Source organism: Pseudomonas sp. Tun-23181 (assembly GCF_057415455.1).
The window spans coordinates 5560021-5578362 of the sequence record NZ_CM171630.1 but is presented as its reverse complement, the minus strand read 5'-3'; the positions used below and the strand labels follow the sequence as shown (position 1 = coordinate 5578362).

Sequence of the window (18342 nt, the reverse complement as noted above, 5' to 3'; positions counted from 1 at the left end):
CAAGGCACGACCGGCGGTTGAGAGAAAAAGAAAGGGTCAGCAGAGGGTAACGGGCAGGGTCAGGGTATCCAGGGCATCTTCGAGCGCCGCGAGCAGGGAAGCCTCGCGCGGGATTTCGAAGTGCCCGCACGGCAACACGTCGCCGGCCAATGACTGGCCGATCTGCTCCGCCAGGGCCTGGCGCTCGGCATCGCGATTCGGCGCCCACCAGCTGATGGGTTCGACAGCCACTTCGCGGCAGCGCGGCAACTGCACCGACAACTGCTTGAGCTTGCGGGCCACCACGAACACGTTGGCCAGCTCGTCGCTGCCCAGCGCCGCATAGGTCGAACGGGCAGTCTCGTCAGCATCGCGCTCGGCGACCATCTGCGTCAGCAAACGGCGAATGGCGTCGGGGCTTTCCGGCACGTCTGCCACCGGTACCGTGGCGCCTGGCAGCATCACCCGGGCGAAGGACTGCAAGTCCTCCAGCCAGTCGTCCTGCACGCTGTGGCTGGCGGACGGCACGAAACTGTCGAGCAGGCCGACGAAGGCAACCTGCTGGCCTTGAGCCTCCAGCTCGGCCGACATCAGCAGCGCCAGGGCTCCGCCCAGCGACCAGCCGGCCAGGTGATACGGCCCCTGGGGCTGGGCCTGGCGCAGGTAGGTCACGTAGTCCCGCGCCATGCTCTCCAGCGAGTCGTCCTGCCACTGCGCGTCGAGCAGCATGCGGTTGCTGATGGCGATCAGCGTGCGCTTGCCGTTCAGGCGTCGGGCCAGCGGCTCGTAGTCGAACACGGTGCCGAACCCTGCGTGCACGCAGAACAACGCCGGCACCTGTTCGACCACACTGTTGAGCGTCAGCAGCGGCGACACCGAGGCACTGTCCTGCTCCCCCGTCAGTTGGCCGATGGTCGGCTTCTGCACCAGGTCGCGCAGCTTCAGGTTCAGCCCCAGCGCTTTCAGACGACGCGCCTTGGCGATCACCTGCAGGCTGAGGATCGAATCGCCGCCCAGGTCGTAGAAGTTGTCCGTCAGGCCCACCCGCTCGACCTTCAGCACCGCCTGCCAGATCTCGGCCAGGGCACACTGCAGTTCGGTCCGCGGCGCGACGAAGTCGTCACCCTGACGCACGGCCTCCGGCGCTGGCAGCGCCTTGCGGTCGACCTTGCCATTGGGGGTCAATGGCAAGCTGTCGAGCACCACCCATTGGGCAGGCACCATGTAGTCCGGCAGACGTTGCTGCAGTTGCGCACGAAGCGCCTCGCACAGGCCCGTTGTCTGGCCGCTGGCCGTCACCACATAGGCGACCAGCTGCTTGCCGCTGCCACCCTCGCGGGCCACTACCACGGCATCGGCCACGCTCGAAGCCTGGCGCAGGCTGGCCTCGATCTCGCCCAGCTCGATACGGAAACCGCGGATCTTCACCTGGTTGTCGATACGGCCCAGGTAGTCGTAGATACCATCGGCACGCTTGCGCACCAGGTCGCCGGTGCGATACAGGCGGTCACCCGGACCACCGAACGGGTCGGCGACGAAGCGCTCGGCGCTTTGTCCGGCACGGTCCAGATAGCCACGGGCCAGGCCTTCGCCGCCCAGGTAAAGCTCTCCGGCAGCGCCCACCGGCAATGGGTTGAGGTCCTGGTCGAGGACATAGCCGACCCGCGCCCCGACACAGCGCCCGATGGGCGCGTAGGCCGCATCGCATGCCTCGCCTTCGGCCGCCTTCCATAGCAGCGGGGTCACCACCGTTTCGGTCGGGCCATAGCCGTTGATGATGTAGCGCGGCTGCAATGCCCGGCGCGCCTGATCGTAACTGGCCTGCGGCACGGCATCGCCACCGAAGCAATAGACCCGCACCGCAGGCGGGTTACCGGCCTGTTCGGCGTGTTCGGCCAACTGTTGCAGGTAGGCCGGCGGGAATGCGGCCACGGTCACGCCGTGGCGCTGCATGGCATGGTAGGTCTGCTCCGGCGTCCACAGGTTGTCGTCGCGCAACAACAGGCTGCCGCCATGGGTCAGGGTGGTCAGCCAACGTTCGTGGGCACCGTCGAAGGCGAACGACATGAAGTGCAGTTCACAGTCTTGCGGGCTCATCTCGTAAAGCTCGCCGATCGCCTGGCAATGCATGGCCAGCGGGCCATGGCTGACCGCCACGCCCTTGGGTCGGCCAGTGGAGCCAGAGGTGTAGATCACGTAGGCCAGGCTGTGGGCATGCAGTTCGACCTGCGGCGCGGTGCGTGGCTGGTCGTCCAGCGCCAGGGTGTCGAGGCTCAGCACCTGCAGGGTGGCCGGCACCGGCAGGCGCGGCAGCAGCGACGACTCGGTCAGCAGCAAGGCGATGCCGGAATCCTGGATCAGGTACCCCAGGCGTTCACGGGGGTAGTTGCTGTCCAGCGGCACATAGCCCGCGCCGGCCTTGAGCACCGCCAGCAGGGCAATCACCTGCCCGGCATTGCGCGGCATCGCCACGCCCACGCGAATCTCCGGACCAACGCCACGGGCGATCAGCGCATGGGCCAGGGCATTGGCACGGGTGTCAAGCTCAGCGAAGTCGAGCACCTGCTCGCCCACCCGCACGGCCGGCCGTTCGCCCTGGCTGAGGGCAAGCTGGGCGATGCGCTGGTGCACCGGCACCAAGGCCGGCTCGTCCAGAGGCGCGGGCAAGCGAGGCCCGTCGAGCTGGGCCAAGCCCTCGGGCAGGCCGATCTCACCGAGCAGGCGGTCGGCGTCGCTGGCCAGCAGCGTCAGCAAGCCCTGCATGTTGGCGCGGATAGACGCTACTGCCGCCTCGCTGAAGTGCTCGCGCATATACATGTATTCGATCACCAGGCCTTCTTCGAGGGTGACCATCAGGTCCATCGGGAAGTTGGTCACACCGGCGCTTTCCAGGTCGCCGAAGCGCAGCGATTCACCGCTCCACTCGCGCAGGGTGCGGTCCACTGGCTGGTTTTCGAAAACGATGATGCTGTCGAACAACGACTGGCCACTGCGGCCCGACCAGCGCTGGATGTCGCTGAGCGGGGTGTATTCGTGCTCGCGCATTTCCAGGTTGTAGTCCTGCAGCGCGCGCAGCCATTGGCCGACCGACTGGCCTGGGGCAATCTCCTGGATCACCGGCAAGGTGTTGATGAACAGGCCCATAATACGCTCGCTGTGCGCCAGGTTTGCCGGGCGGCCGGCCATGGTCGCACCGAAGGCCACGGTGCGCTGGCCACTGTAACGGCTGAGCAGCAACAGCCAGGCACCTTGCACCAGGGTGTTGAGGGTGACTTGTTCAGCCTTGGCGAAAGCCTTGAGCTGTTCGGTGGCCTGGGCGTCCAGGCGGGTGTACAGGACATGGTGGCCCTGCCCGGCCGGTTGCACCGGGAAGCCATTGACCAGGTAGGTCGGCTCGTCCAGGCGCGCCAGCTGGCGGCGCCAGAAGCCTTCGGCGGCGTTCACGTCCTGGGTGCGCAGCCAGGCGATGTAGTTGCCATAGGCGACCACCGGTTCCAGCGTCTGCCCGGCGTAGTGGGCCAGCACCTCGCCCATCAGTTGCGACGTGCTCCAGCCGTCGACGAGGATGTGGTGGTAGGTCCAGATCAGTTGATGGCTGTCTTCGCCGGTGCGTACCAGCACCAGTCGTTGCAAGGGCGGCGCCTCGAGGGCGAAACCGCGCTTGCGCTCGGCCTCGGCCAATGCCTGCACCCGCGTCTCGATCTCCTGCCCGCCGCGCCAGTCGTAAGTGCTCAGCGGCACCGGCAGCTCGCCCATGACGAACTGCAGCGGCTCTTCCAAGTCCTGCCACAGGAAGCCGGTACGCAGCACCGCATGGCGCTGGCTGACGGCGGCCCAGGCGGCAGCGAAGCGCTCACCATCCAGACCCTGCACCGGAATGCTCAGCTGGTTGACGTACAGGTCGGCCTCTGGAGTGTTGAGTCCAAGGAACAGCATGCCCTTCTGCATCGGCGACAGGCTGTAGAGCGCCTCGACCCGCGCATGCTCGATCGGCAGGGCCGCCACTTGCGCTTCGCTCAGGCCATGCAGCGGCACCACCGGCACGGCTGTGGCCGGCGCTTGATCGCTGTTGCCACAGCACAGCGCCAGCTTCTCGATGGTCTGCTGCTGGAACAGGTCCTTGGCGCTGAAGACGATGCCCATCTGACGGGCGCGGCTGACCAGTTGGATGGAGATGATCGAGTCACCGCCCAGGGCGAAGAAGTTGTCGGTGACACCCACCTGCTCCAAGCCAAGCACGTCCTGCCAGATCTGCACCAGGCTGGCTTCCAGGTCATTGCGCGGCGCCACCAGGGCAGCAGTGCCTGAACCGGTATCAGGGCGCGGCAGGGCCTTGCGGTCGAGCTTGCCGTTGGGGCTGAGCGGCATGCGCGCCAGCACCAGGGTCTGGGTCGGCACCATGTAGTCCGGCAGGTCGCGCAGCAGCGCCTGGCTCAGGGTCTCATGCAGGGCCTGCTGGCCTTGCGCATCGTCCAGCAGACTGGCGTCGGTGGGCACCAGGTAGGTGACCAGGCGCTTGCTGCCATTGAACTCCACGGCAAGCACCACGGCCTCGCGAACCTGCGGTTGCTCCAGCAGACGCGATTCGATCTCCCCCAGCTCGATGCGCAAACCGCGGATCTTCACCTGGTGGTCGGTGCGGCCCAGGTACTCGATCACCCCATCGGCGCGCTGACGGCACAGGTCGCCGGTGCGATACAGGCGTGCTCCGGGCACGAACGGGCTGGCTACGAAGCGCTCGGCGGTCAGCGCCGGGCGACGGTGGTAACCACGGGCAAGGCCGGTACCGGCCAGGTACAGCTCGCCGGTGACACCGACCGGCACCGGTGCCAGTTCGCCGTCGAGCACATAGGTGGCCAGGTTGGCGATGGGCTGGCCGATCGGCACGGTATCGGCGCCTTCGTCACGGCACGTCCAATGAGTGACGTCGATGGCCGCCTCGGTCGGGCCATAGAGGTTGTACAGCCCTACCTGCGGCAGACGCTCGAACACCCGCTGCTGGGTATCCACCTGCAACGCTTCGCCACTGCACATGATCTGCCGCAGGCTCGTGCAGCCGGACAACTCCGGGTGCTGCATGAAGGCCTGGAGCATGGACGGCACGAAGTGCAAGGTGGTGACCTGCTGCGCCTCGATCACCGCCACCAGGCGAGCTGGCTCGCGGTGGTCGCCAGGTGCCGCCATGACCAGGCGTGCGCCGGTCATCAGCGGCCAGAAGAACTCCCACACCGACACGTCGAAGCTGAACGGGGTTTTCTGCAGCACGCAGTCGTGGGCACCCAGCGGGTAGGCCTGTTGCATCCAGTACAGGCGGTTGCTCAGGCCCCGATGCGGGTTGCCGGCACCTTTGGGCTTGCCGGTGGAGCCGGAGGTGTAGATGACATAGGCGAGGTTTTCCGGGCTCAGCTCGACGTGTGGATTGCCCAGCAGCTTGCCTTCGAGCGCATCGGCGTAGCCGTCCAGCGTCAGGATGTGCACGGCCTCGCCCACCGGCAACACGGCCCGCAAGCGCGCCTGGGTCAGCAGCAGTTCGATGCCGCTGTCCTCGATCATGTAGGCCAGGCGGTCCTGCGGGTACTCGGGGTCGAGCGGCACGTAGGCGCCGCCGGCCTTGAGAATGGCCAACAGGGCGACGACCATTTCCAGGCTGCGCTCGGCAGCTACACCGACCAGCACGTCCGGCCCTACGCCACGTGCAGCCAGGTCGTGAGCCAGGCGGTTGGCACACTGGTTGAGTGCCTTGTAGCTCAGGCTGTGCGCACCGCTGACCAGGGCAATCGCTTCCGGCTGTACCTGGGCCTGGTGCTCGAACAGACGGTGCACGGCGAATTCGTCGGGGTAACGCACCTCGGTGGCGTTCCACTGGCGGATGACGCGGTCATGCTCATCGGCTTCCAGCACCTGGAACTCGCCCAGGGCACGCTCGGCATCATCGCTCATCTGCAACAACAGGCGCGCCATCTGGCCAAGCAGACGCTCGACGCTGGCTTCGTCGACGCAGGCGCGGTCATAGCTGATGTTGAACGACAGGGTCTGGCCCATGTTCACCGCCAGGGTTAGCGGGTAGTTGGTCTGTTCATGAACATCGACATCGCCGAATTCCAGGCTTTGCGGCGCGCCTTCCTGCAAGGCTTGCGACACCGGGTAGTTCTCGAACACCAACAGGTTGTCGAACAGCGTCTGCCCTTCAAGGCCGGCCCAGCGCTGCACATCGAACAGCGCGGTATGCTCGTGTTCGCGCAGGGCCAGGTTGTCGTCCTGCAAGGCCTGCAGCCAGGCGCTCAAACGCAGGTCCGGACGAATCGGGGCAATCACCGGCAGGGTGTTGATGAACAGGCCGATCTGTTGCTCGACGCCCTTCAGTTCAACCGGGCGACCCGCCACGGTGGCACCGAAGACCACGGTGTCGAGGCCGGTGTAGCGCTGCAACAGCAACAACCAGGCAGCCTGCACCAGGGTGTTGAGGGTGACCCGCTGCTGGCGGGCGAAGTCGGCCAGATGCTGGGTGGTGGCCTGGTCCAGCAGGCGGGCGCAGTGGCCGTGGCCGCTCAGGCCCAGCAGCTTGCCGCTGGCCATGGCCGGCACCAGCCGGGTCGGTTCGCCCAGGTGGCGCAGTTGCCCATCCCAGAACGCCTTGCCGCGCACCGCGTCACGCTGCTGCAGCCAGCCGATGTAATCGCGGAAACGCCCCGGTTGTCGCTGGACAGGCTGGCCGGCGTAGTGTTGCAACACCTCGCCCAGTAGCTGCGAGTTGCTCCAGCCGTCCATCAGCACGTGGTGGTTGGTGTAGACCACCTGGTAGCTGTCTTCGCCGGTGCGTACCAGCACCAGGCGCAGCAATGGCGCCTGGGCGACGTCGAAGCCGCGCTCGCGCTCGCTGGCCAGCAATGCAGTCAGGCGCGCCGGCTGGTCGGCCTCATGGCGCCAGTCGTGTTCGGCGAACGGCAGTTGCAGGTGCTTGTGCACCACCTGCATGGGTTGCTCGAACAGCCCGCCCCAGACAAAGCCGGTACGCAGGATGTCGTGGCGCTCGAGCATGGCCTGCCAGGCCTGCACGAAGCGCTGCGGGTCGAGCCCACGTACTTCCAGGCACAGCTGGTTGATGTAATGCCCATCGCCCTGCTCGTACAGGCTGTGGAACAGCATGCCTTGCTGCATCGGCGATAGCGGGTAGATGTCTTCGATCTGGCCGGCCGCAAGGCCGAGGCTGTCCAGTTGCGCCTGGGTCAGGCGGGCCAACGGGAAGTCCGACGGGGTCACGCCCTGGCTGTCGGCCTGGCAGCAGTGCTCGACCACACGCCGCAGGGCAACGCCATAGGCATCGGCCAAGGCCTGCATGGCCGCCTGCTCGAAGCGCTCGCCGCTGAAGGTCCAGTTCAGGCTCAGCTCGCCGTCATAGATGCGACCGTTGACGGTCAGCCAGTTGCCCAGCGGCGCCGACGGGCTTTGCTCCTCGCCCGCCGACTCTGGCGCCGGGGTGAACAGCGCACCCTGCTCGGCATCGAAGCTGCCGTCGAACTGGCCGAGGTAGTTGAACGTCACCCGCGGCACCGGCAGCACCTCGATGGCCTGACGTACGTCCGCATCGGCCAGGTAGCGCAGCACGCCAAAGCCCAGGCCTTTATCGGGCGCTGCGCGCAATTGTTCCTTGATGCGCTTGATCGAGCTGCCGATGTCGGCCGCCGGGGCCAGGTGCACCGGGAACACGCTGGTGAACCAACCGACAGTGCGGGTCAGGTCGATCGCGTCGTCCAGCGCCTCGCGGCCATGGCCTTCGAGCTGGACCAGCGCCGACCCGTGCCCGCTCCAGTCACATAGCACCTGGACCAGGGCGGTCAGCAGCAGGTCGTTGACCTGGGTCCGGTAAGCCGCCGGGGCACGTTGCAGCAGTTGGCTGGTAAGGTCCTTGTCGAGCACGGTGTGCACGCTCACGGCGTGGCGCCTTTCCTGGCTGGCCGCCGGGTTGCGACACGGCAGGCCTTCAGGGGCGCCCTGCAGGCGTTGTTGCCAGCCTTCGAGCTCCTGCAGCAAACGTGGGCTGCGAGCATGCGCCTGAAGCTGGGCGGCCCAGGCCTGGTAGGCACTGGTCTTGGCCGGCAGGCGCACCGCCTGGCCTTGGACGATCTGCTGGTAGGCGCTTTGCAGGTCTTCGAACAGGATGCGCCAGGACACACCATCGACCACCAGGTGATGCACGACCAACAACAGCCGCTGACTGCCATCGGGCAACGTCGCCAGCACTGCACGCACCAGCTCGCTGCTGGCCAGGTCAAGGCTGGCCTGGGCCTGATTGGCCACGGCGTCCAGTGCCTCCAGCGAATCCGGGCTCACCTGCCACAGCAGTTGCGGGCGCGGGCCCGGCTCGCCATGGCTGGCGCTCCACACACCGTCCTGCTCGACGAAGCGCAGGCGCAGGGCGTCATGGTGTTCAAGCAGCGCATCCAGGGCCTGGCCCAGCGCTGCGGCGTCCAGCGCCTGCTGCGGTTGCAGCAGCACGGCCTGGTTCCAGTGATGACGCTCGGCCATCGGCTCGGCGAAGAACGCCTGCTGCACCGGCAGCAGCGTAATCGGGCCGCTCACCGGCCCCTGGTCGTCCTGGGCGATGCCGTCATCGACCTGGGCCACCGTCGCCAGGCCTTCCACGGTCTGGTGCAGGAACAGGTCCTTGGGGGTGAAACGAATGCCGATCTGCCGCGCCCGGCTCACCACCTGGATGGAGATGATCGAGTCGCCGCCCAGCTCGAAGAAGTTGTCGCTCAGGCCGACGCGCTCGAGCTTGAGCACCGTCTGCCAGATCTCGGCGATGCGCTGCTCCAGCTCGGTGCGCGGCGCCACGTAGGTTTGCTGCAGCAGGCTGGTGTCCGGCTTGGGCAGGGCCTTGCGGTCGAGCTTGCCGTTGGGGGTGACCGGAAAACGCTCGAGGAACAGGATGTGCGCCGGCACCATGTAGTCGGGCAGCAGCGCCTTGAGCTGGCCGCGCAGGCGCTCGGCCAGGCCTTCGCGGGCCGTACCGGGCTGGGCGATCACGTAGCCGATCAGTTGTTTGCCGGTGTTGCCGTCCTGGGCCGCGACCACCGCGTCGGCAACCTCGGCCAGCCCTTGCAGGCGGGCTTCGACTTCACCGAGCTCGATACGGAAACCACGGATCTTGACCTGGTTGTCGATCCGGCCGAGGTAGTCGAACACACCGTCCTGGCGTTGGCTGACCAGGTCTCCGGTGCGATACAAACGCCCGCCCTGGCCATCGAACGGGTCGGGTACGAAGCGTTCGGCGGTCAGCGAAGGCCGGTCCAGATAACCACGGGCCAACCCTTCGCCGCCCAGGTACAGCTCGCCCTTGGCACCCGGCGGCAGCAGGTTCAGTTCAAGGTTGAGAGTGCAGGTGCGACGGTGACCGATGCGCGTGCCGATCGGTGCGTAGGCCGACGCGCAGACGTCGCTGGCCGCAGCCTTCCAGATCAGCGGCGTGACCACGGTTTCGGTGGGGCCGTAGCCGTTGATGATGTACTGCGGGCGCAGCACCCGCTTGACCAGTTCGAAACTGGCCTGGGGCACCGCGTCGCCGCCAAAGCAGTAGACGCGCACCGCCGGCGGGTTGCCCTCGCGCTCGGCATGCTCGGCCAGCTGTTGCAGGTACACCGGCGGGAACGCCGCCACGGTCACGCCGTGTTCGTGCATCTGCCGGTAGGTCTGCTCCGGTGTCCACAGGCTGTCGTCGCGCACCAGCAGGCGCGCGCCGTGAGTCAGCGCGGTGAGCCAGCGCTCCTGGGCACCGTCGAAGGCGAACGACATGAACAGCAGCTCGCAATCGTCGGCATGCATCTCGTAGCGCTCACCGATGGCGCGGCAGTGCATGGCCAGAGGGCCGTGGCTGACCGCCACGCCCTTGGGCAGGCCGGTGGAGCCGGAGGTGTAGATCACATAGGCCAGGTTGCGCGGGTCGACGTCCACCTCGGGCGCCTGGGTCGGCAAGGTGCTCAGGTCGAGGCTGTCAAACAGCAGCACGGCGACCTGCTCAGGCACCGGCAGTTGCGCTTGCAGGCTGGTGTCGGTAAGCAACAGGCCAATGCCAGCGTCGCCCATCAGGTAGGCCAGGCGGTCGCGGGGGTACTGGCTATCCAGCGGCACGTAGGCGCCACCTGCCTTGAACACCGCGAGCAGGGCCACGATCATGTTTTCGCTGCGCGGCAAGGCCACCGCCACCCGGGTTTCCGGGCCGACACCACGGGCGACGAGGGCGTGGGCCAGGCGGTTGGCCTGCTGATCGAGCTGGGCGAAGGTCAACGTGCGACCGCTAAACACCACTGCCGGCGCATCCGGGGTGAGCCGCGCCTGCTCGGCAATGCGTTGGTGCACCAGCGGCGCCTGGGCATCGCTTTGCGGTTGGCCATCGAGCAGCAAGGTGCGTTGTTCGGCGTCACTGAGCAGCGGCAAGGCGCCCAGGGTTTGCGCAGGGTTGGCGGTGATGCCTTGCAGCAGGTTGAGCCAGTGGTCGACCAGACGCTGGGCGGTGGCCGGGCTGAACAGGTCGGTGGCGTAGACCAGCTTGGCCGACAGCCCTTCTGGGCCTTCGACGGTGTCCAGGGTCAGGTCCAGGTGGGCGCTGCGGATCTCCCAATCCAGGCCCCCCACACTCAGGCCTGGCAACTGGCCCAGCGACTGGCCAGCGCCCTTGCCCGCGCTCTGGTGGTTGTACATCACCTGGAACAGCGGGTTGTAGCTGAGGCTGCGCTCCGGTTGCAGCGCTTCGACCAGTTGCTCGAACGGCAGCTCCTGGTACTGCTGGGCTTGCAAGGTGGTGGCGCGTACCTGTGCGAGCAAATCGAGGAAGCTCAGCTCGCCATGCAGCTCGGCCTTGATGATCTGGGTGTTGACGAAGAAGCCGATCAGGCGCTCGGTCTCCACCCGGTTACGGTTGGCCAGTGGCACGCCGATGCGGATGTCCTGCTGGCCGCTGTAGCGGTACAACAGGGTATGGAACGAAGCCAGCAGCACCATGAACAGGCTGGCGCCCTGCTGCTGCGCCAAGGCCGAGAGCTGGTCGCTGAGCGCACGGCTGAACGGTACCTGCAGGCGAGCGCCCTGCATGCTCTGCACCGCCGGGCGCGGGTAGTCGGTGGGCAGTTCCAGCACCGGCTGGGTCGCGCCAAGCTGTTCGCGCCAGTAGGTCAACTGGCGCTCCTGCTCGCCTGCCTCCATCCAGCGGCGTTGCCAGATGGCATAGTCGGCATACTGGATCGGCAACGCCGGCAAGTCGACGCTGCCACCGGTGCTGAGCGCGGCGTACACGTGGATCAGCTCGTCGACCATGATCTGCATCGACCAGCCATCGGAGACGATGTGGTGCTGAGTCAGCACCAGCACATGATCGTTAGCGGCCAGGCGCAGCAGCTTGATCCGCAGCAACGGGCCACTGCCCAGGTCGAACGGGCGCTGGGTCTCCTCCTCTACCGCGGCGCGAATCTGTTGGTCGCGCTGCTCTGGGTCGGCCGAACAAACCAGCGGCTCGACGACGATGTTCGGCGCGCTCGGCTCGGCAATCACTTGCACCGCCTGGCCATCATGCTCATGGAAGGTACTGCGCAGTGGCTCGTGGCGGGCGATCAGGTGGGCGAAGGCACCTTCAAGCGCCGCCAGGTCGAGGGCGCCATGCAGGCGCAACGCACGCGCAATGGCATAGGCATTGCTGTGCGGCTCCATCTGCCAGATGAACCACTGGCGTTGCTGGGCGAACGACAGCGGCACATGCTCGAACTGGGCGCGGGTGCGGGGGATGGGCAGGTTGGCCGGGGAAATGCCTTCCTGAGCCATTTTCTGCAAGTAGATCCGACGCTTTTCCAGCGGTAGCAGGATGAAGCGCTCGGCGATCTTCAGTGCAGCTGCTTTATTGTCCATCATGCTTCATCCACCTCATCCAGCAAACTTTCCAGTCGATTCAAACGGTCCGCATCCAGCACGCCGGCGGGCGGTTCCAGGTGATCGACGAACTCATTGAGTACAGGGAACTGGAACATCAGTTGCGGTGCGGCGCCGATGCCCATTTCCAGTTGCAGGCGTGACAGCACGCCCATGACCAGCAGCGAATGACCGCCCAGTTCGAAGAAGTTGTCGCCCAGCCCTACCCGCTCGACCTTGAGCACGTCCTGCCAGATCTGCGCGACCTGTTCCTGCAGTGGGGTCTGCGGTGCCTGGTACGCCACCCGGGCGGCATCCAGGTTTGGGGCAGGCAAGGCCTGGCGGTCGAGCTTGCCGTTGGCGGTCAGCGGCAGGGCCGCAAGGCTCACCACGTGGGCCGGAATCATGTGTTCGGGCAGGTGCTGGCGCAGGTAGGCCTGTACCTGCTCACGCAGCCCACCCGCGTCGTCCAGCGCCACCACATAGGCCACCAGCTGCTTGCCCTGCTCGGTGTCACGGGCGACCACGGCGGCATCGGCCAACTGCGCCATGCCGCGCAGGCAGGCACCGACTTCACCGGGCTCGACCCGGTAACCACGGATTTTCACCTGGTCATCGATACGGCCAAGGGTTTCGATCGCGCCGTGGTGGATACGTACCCGGTCGCCCGTGCGGTACAGCCGCTCGCCATGGCTGGCCTGCGGGTCCGGGACAAAGCGCTCGGCGGTGAGCCCTGGGCGGCCCAGGTAGCCTCGGGCCAGGCTCGGCCCCCCCACATACAGTTCGCCATGAACCCCTTCGGCCACCGCTTGCAGATTGGCGTCCAGCAGTTGCAGGCGCACATTGAGCAACGGACGCCCCAAGGGCACACCTTGCAATTGCGCGGCTGTCGGCAGTTCAGTGGCCAACACGCCGATGGTGGTTTCGCTCGGGCCATAGTGGTTGACTACCCGGCACGTCGGCGCCAGTCGCCGAACCTCGGCGAGCAGCTCGACACTGCAGGCTTCGCCGCCCAGCACCAAGCAACGACGCGGCAGTACCTGGGCCGGCTCGGCCACCTTGAGCAACGATTGCAGGTGTGAAGGCACCAGCTTGATGAAGTCGATCGCCTCGCGGCTCATGTACTGCGCCATGCCCTGGGCGTCCATGGCCAACTGCTCGTCGAGCAGGTGCAGGCTGCGGCCGCTGCACAGGGCCGCGAACAGGGTCGTGTAACCCAGGTCGGCGGCCAAAGTGGAGGCCAGCGCCATGCGCTCTACCCCTTCCAATGGCAGCACCGCCAGCGCCGAAGCCAGGTAGTCGGCCAGCGCCCCTTGGCTGACCAGCACGCCTTTCGGCCGGCCTGTGGAACCAGAGGTGAAGATCACGTAGGCGGCCAACTCGGCCTCGCGCTGTACGGCATCCAGCGAACCGCCTTGCGGCAACTGGGCAAGTTCTTCGAAAGCAAGGCCGCGCAGCGCAGGCAAGGTGGTGTGTTCGACCAACCAGGAAGCCGGGCCCAGAAGCAGGCTTGCCTGGCTGTCCTCGAGCATCTGCCGGGTACGCGCAGGTTGTGCCCGTACGTCCAGCGGCAGGAACGCCGCACCGACCTTGAACACCGCCAGCAGGCCGATCACGAACTGCGCCGAACGCTCGGCGGCAATCGCCACCACACGTTCCGGGCCAACACCGTTGGCTTGCAGGTGCACGGCCAGGTCCACGGCGCGCTGGTTCAGCTCGCCGTAGCTCAGGCGCTGCTCGCCACACACCAGCGCGACCCGGGATGGGTTGACTCTTGCCTGCTCTTCGAACAATTGCAAGGCCTGTAGCGCCTGGCTATCGCCCCGTACGTCACCCTGGCACAGCGCAGCCAGCGCCTGGCGCGACGCCTCGCTGCCCAACTGCACTGCCCCGACCGGTTGGGTGGCGTCGTCCACCATCGCCTGCAGCAGGCAGCGCCAGTCAGCCAGCAGGCGCTCGGCGGTATCCGGGTCGAACTGGTCGACGGCATACACCAGGGTGGCGATCACGCCCTCGGGGGCTTCGACGGTTTCCAGGTTGAGGTCGAACTTGGCCTCCTGAACGTCGGCGGCCAACGTCTCGATGTTCAGCCCTGCCACCACCGGGCCTTGTGCCTGGGTGCCCTGGGCACGGTGGTTGAACAGCACCTGGAATAACGGGGTGTGGCTCAGGCTGCGCTCAGGCTGCAAGGCTTCGACCAGTTGCTCGAATGGCAGGTCCTGATGGTCCTGAGCCTGCAGGGTGGTCTGGCGCACCTGCTCGATCAACTGCCCCAACGACAGGCGACCATCGACACTGGCGCGCATGACCAAGGTGTTGATGAACACACCGAGCAGGCCTTCGGTTTCCTGGCGGTTACGGTTGGCCACCGGCACACCGACGCGAATATCGTCCTGGCCGCTGTAGCGGTGCAGCAGCGCCTGGAACCCGGCGAGCAAGACCATGAACAAGGTCGCCTGCTGGCGCTGGGCGAGCTGGCGCAAGCCTTCGCACAACGGCGCGTCCAGTTGCAGCTCAAGCTGCCCGCCACGATGGCTAGGCTGGGCCGGGCGCGCACGGTCGCCTGGCAGTTGCAGCACGGGTTGCTGCTCGCCCAACTGCGCACGCCAGTACTGCAACTGCCGCTCGCGCTCGCCGCCTTCCATGCGCTGGCGCTGCCACAGGGCGTAGTCGACGTACTGGATCGGCAAGGCGGCAAAGCCTGGATCACGGCCTTCGACCTGGGCGGCGTAGCTGCGCACCAGCTCATCGACCATCACCTGCATCGACCAGCCATCGGAGACGATGTGATGCTGGGTCAGCACCAACAGATGGTCCTGCTCCCCCAGCGGCAACAGGGCTACACGCAGCAGCGGGCCATTGACCAGGTCGAACGGCTGGCGCACCTGCTCATCGATGAAGTGGGTGATGAGCGTACCTTCATCGGCCTGGGCGTGTACCTGAATCTGCACCGGCAACGTGGCATGCACCACCTGACGAACACCGTCGGCGTCATGGGCGAAAGTGGTGCGCAGCGGCTCGTGGCGGGCGGCCAGGCTGTCGAAACTGGCACGCAGGGCCTCGATGTCCAGCACGCCACGCAGGCGCAGGGCACGTGGCAGGTTGTAGGCGGCGCTGAAGGGCTGCATCTGCCAGAGGAACCACAAACGCTCCTGGGCGTACGACAACGGCAATGCACCTTCACGCGGCGCTCGAGCGATACGTGGCCCGCCACCCAATTGCAGGGCTTCAAGCATCGCCGCCTGGGCTTGCAGGGTGCTGTTTTCGAAAACCTGACGCAGGCTGGCCTCGCGGCCCAACTCGTCACGAATGCGCGACACCAGCTGGGTGACCAGCAGCGAATGCCCGCCCAGGTCGAAGAAGTTGTCGTGCAGGCCGACCCGCTCGAGCTTCAGCAGGGTCTGCCAGATGGCGGCCAGTTGCTGCTCCAGCACGGTACGTGGCGCCACATAGGCCTGTTGCCATTGGCTGGCGTGCGGCTTGGGCAAGGCCTTGCGGTCCAGTTTGCCGTTAGGGGTCAGCGGCATCGCCGCCACGAACATCACCTGCGCCGGCACCATGTACTCTGGCAACTGCGCCTTGAGCCGGCCCTTGAGCTGCTCGCGAACGGCATGCTGGGCAGCGCTGTCGGCCTGGGCCAACGCCGAGTCGTGCGCTACGACATAACCCACCAACTGGTCGCCGCCGATCCCCGGCTGGGCGACCACGGCCACCTCGCGTACGGCCTCGCAACCCAGCAGGGCCGACTCTATCTCGCCCAGCTCGATGCGGAAACCGCGAATCTTCACCTGGTGGTCGGCGCGGCCAATATATTCGTATTCACCGCCAGCGTTCAGCCGCGCCACGTCACCGGTGCGGTACAACCGCTCACCCTGGTCGGAGAATGGGTTGGGCAGGAAGCGCTCGGCGGTGAGCGAAGCGCGGTTGAGGTAACCGCGAGCCAGGCCCTGGCCGCCGATCATCAGTTCACCCGCCACACCCTCTGGCACCGGGCTGAAGTCGGCACCGACCACATACAGCTCGGTGTTGCCGATCGGCCGGCCAAGCAGCGGCCGCGTTCGCTCAGCGTCCAGCCGGTAGCGCGCCGACCAGATGGTGGTTTCGGTCGGGCCATAGAGGTTCCAGACCGGGCCGATGGCCTCCAGCATGCGCGCGGCCAGCTCTGGCGCCAGGGCCTCGCCACCGCACAGGCACTTGCAGCCTGCAAGTGCCTGGGTGTCGCCGTGGTCGAGCAACATACGCCAGGTCGACGGTGTGGCCTGCAAGACCGTGACCGACCAGCGCCGGGCCAACGCCAACGCCGCGGCCGGGTCCTGGGCGATGTCCTTGCCAGCCAGCACCACCTGGGCGCCACAGGTCAACGGCACGTACAGCTCCAGGCCGAAGATGTCGAACGAGAAGGTGGTCAGCGACAGCATGCGGTCGGCAGCGTCCAGGCCAGGCTGCTGCGCCATGCTGGCGACGAAGTTGGCCAGGGCATGATGGCTGATCACCACGCCTTTTGGGTTGCCGGTGGAGCCGGAGGTGTAGATCACATACGCCGCCGAATCGGCGGGCAGGTTCAACTGCGGGTCACCCTGCGCCACCGCTGCCTCGGGCAGACGGTCCAGGCACAACAACTGCGCGCCGCGGCCTTCGAATCGTGGCGCCAGGGCTTCGTGGGTCAGCAGCAGGCCCATGCCGCTGGCTTGGATCATGTAGTCCAGGCGCGCCTGTGGGTAGGCCGGATCCAGCGGAATGTAGGCGCCGCCTGCCTTGAGGATGGCCAACAGACCGACCACCAGATCAACCCCGCGCTCGACGGCCAGGCCTACCATCACTTCCGGACCAACGCCCAGGGCAATCAGCCGATGGGCCAACTGGTTGGCGCGCAGGTTCAGTTCGGCGTAGCTCAGTACCTGCTCGGCAAAAGCCAGCGCCGGGGCATTCGGGGTGCGTGCCGCCAGGTCGGCGAACTGCTGGTGCACCGACAATGCCGGCACGGCCATGGCCGTGGCGTTGTTGCCATGAACCAACTGTTGCCAGTCGGCGGCGTCGAACAGCGCCAAGGCATCGACCCGCTCGGCGGGCTTGGCCAGCAGGCTCTGCAGCAGGTTCTGCCAGTGGCGGCCGAGGCGCTGGACCGTGGCGGGGCTGAACAGGTCGGTGGCGAACACCAGGGAAGCACCGATACCGTCGGGGGTTTCGACGGTTTCCAGGGTCAGGTCGAACTGCGCGGTGTGCTGGCGGGCTTCATGGTTGCTCACCTCAAGACCCGGCAGGCGGGTAACCGAGGCTTCACCGACTTCCTGGCCACGGTGGTTATGCATGACCTGGAACAACGGGCTGTGGCTCATGCTGCGTTGTGGCTGCAGCAGCTCGACCAATTGCTCGAATGGCAGATCCTGATATTCCCGGGCCTGCAAGGTCGCCTCACGCACTTGGGCAAGCAATGCGGTGAAGGGCTGGCTGCCATCGACCACAGCGCGCAGCACCAGGGTGTTGACGAAGAAACCGATCAGGCCTTCGACCTCGGGGCGATTGCGCCCCGCCACAGGTACACCGACGCGCACATCTTCCTGGCCGCTGTAGCGGTACAACAATGCCTGGAACGCGGCCAGCAGCAAGGTATAGAGCGTCACGCCCTCGCGCCGGGCCAGGTCCTTGAGGCCATGGGTCAACGCTTGTGAAAGCTGGAAGTCCACCCGGTCGCCGCGATAGCTCATGACCTGGGGCCGGGGGAAGTCGATGGGCAGCTCAAGCACCGGCTGGTGGCCACCGAGTTGCTGCTTCCAGTACGCCTGCTGGCGCTCGCGCTCGCCGGCGTCCATCCAACTGCGCTGCCACAGGGCGTAATCGGCGTACTGCACCGGCAATGCCGCCAGCGCTGCCGTGCTACCCGAGACACGGGCGCTGTACAACTTGATCAGCTCGTCGATCATGATGCGCATCGACCAGCCATCGGAAACGATATGGTGCTGCACCAACGACAACACGTGTTGCTGGTCATCCAGGCGCAGCAACTTGACCCGCAGCAGCGGCCCTTCACGCAAGTCGAACGGCTGTTGCCCATGGGCTTCGATCAGCTCGGCCAGGCTTGCCGGGTCGGCCACTGACTGGTGCTCGACCTGGATACAGCCCTGGCCATCGACCTGCTGCACCACCTGGCCGTCGACTTCGGCGAAGCGGGTGCGCAGCGACTCGTGCCGGACGACCAGCTCATCGAAAGCCGCCTGCAGGGCATCGCTGTCCAGCGAGCCTTGCAGGCGCAGTACCGACGACATGTTGTAGGCGCTACCGGCAGGATCCAGCTGCCAGAGAAACCACAGACGTTCCTGCGCATAAGACAAAAGCAGCGGCTGGGAGGCATCACGCTTGAACATCGGCGCTATGCCGAACAGATTGATCCCTTTCTTCCCAAGCATCACGGCGAGGGCTTTCCTCTCGGCCAAGGACAGCCCTTCCACCGACTCGATCAACTTTTGCACG

The 18342-nt window shown here is 66.4% G+C and carries 2 protein-coding genes; both read right to left on the bottom strand.

The genetic code is table 11. The annotated features are described in order from the left end of the window. Window positions 1–36: 36 nt before the first annotated feature. The gene (locus tag ACDI39_RS26230) at window positions 37–11877 is read right to left on the bottom strand and encodes an amino acid adenylation domain-containing protein (protein WP_486537168.1); all 11841 of its coding nucleotides are present in this window, start codon (window positions 11875–11877) and stop codon (window positions 37–39) included. Next, a complete protein-coding gene (locus ACDI39_RS26225) occupies window positions 11874–18341 on the bottom strand; it encodes a non-ribosomal peptide synthetase (protein WP_253091011.1) in 6468 nt (2155 codons plus the stop codon). Before ACDI39_RS26225 ends, ACDI39_RS26230 begins: the two co-directional genes overlap by 4 nt. Window position 18342 lies beyond the last annotated feature (1 nt).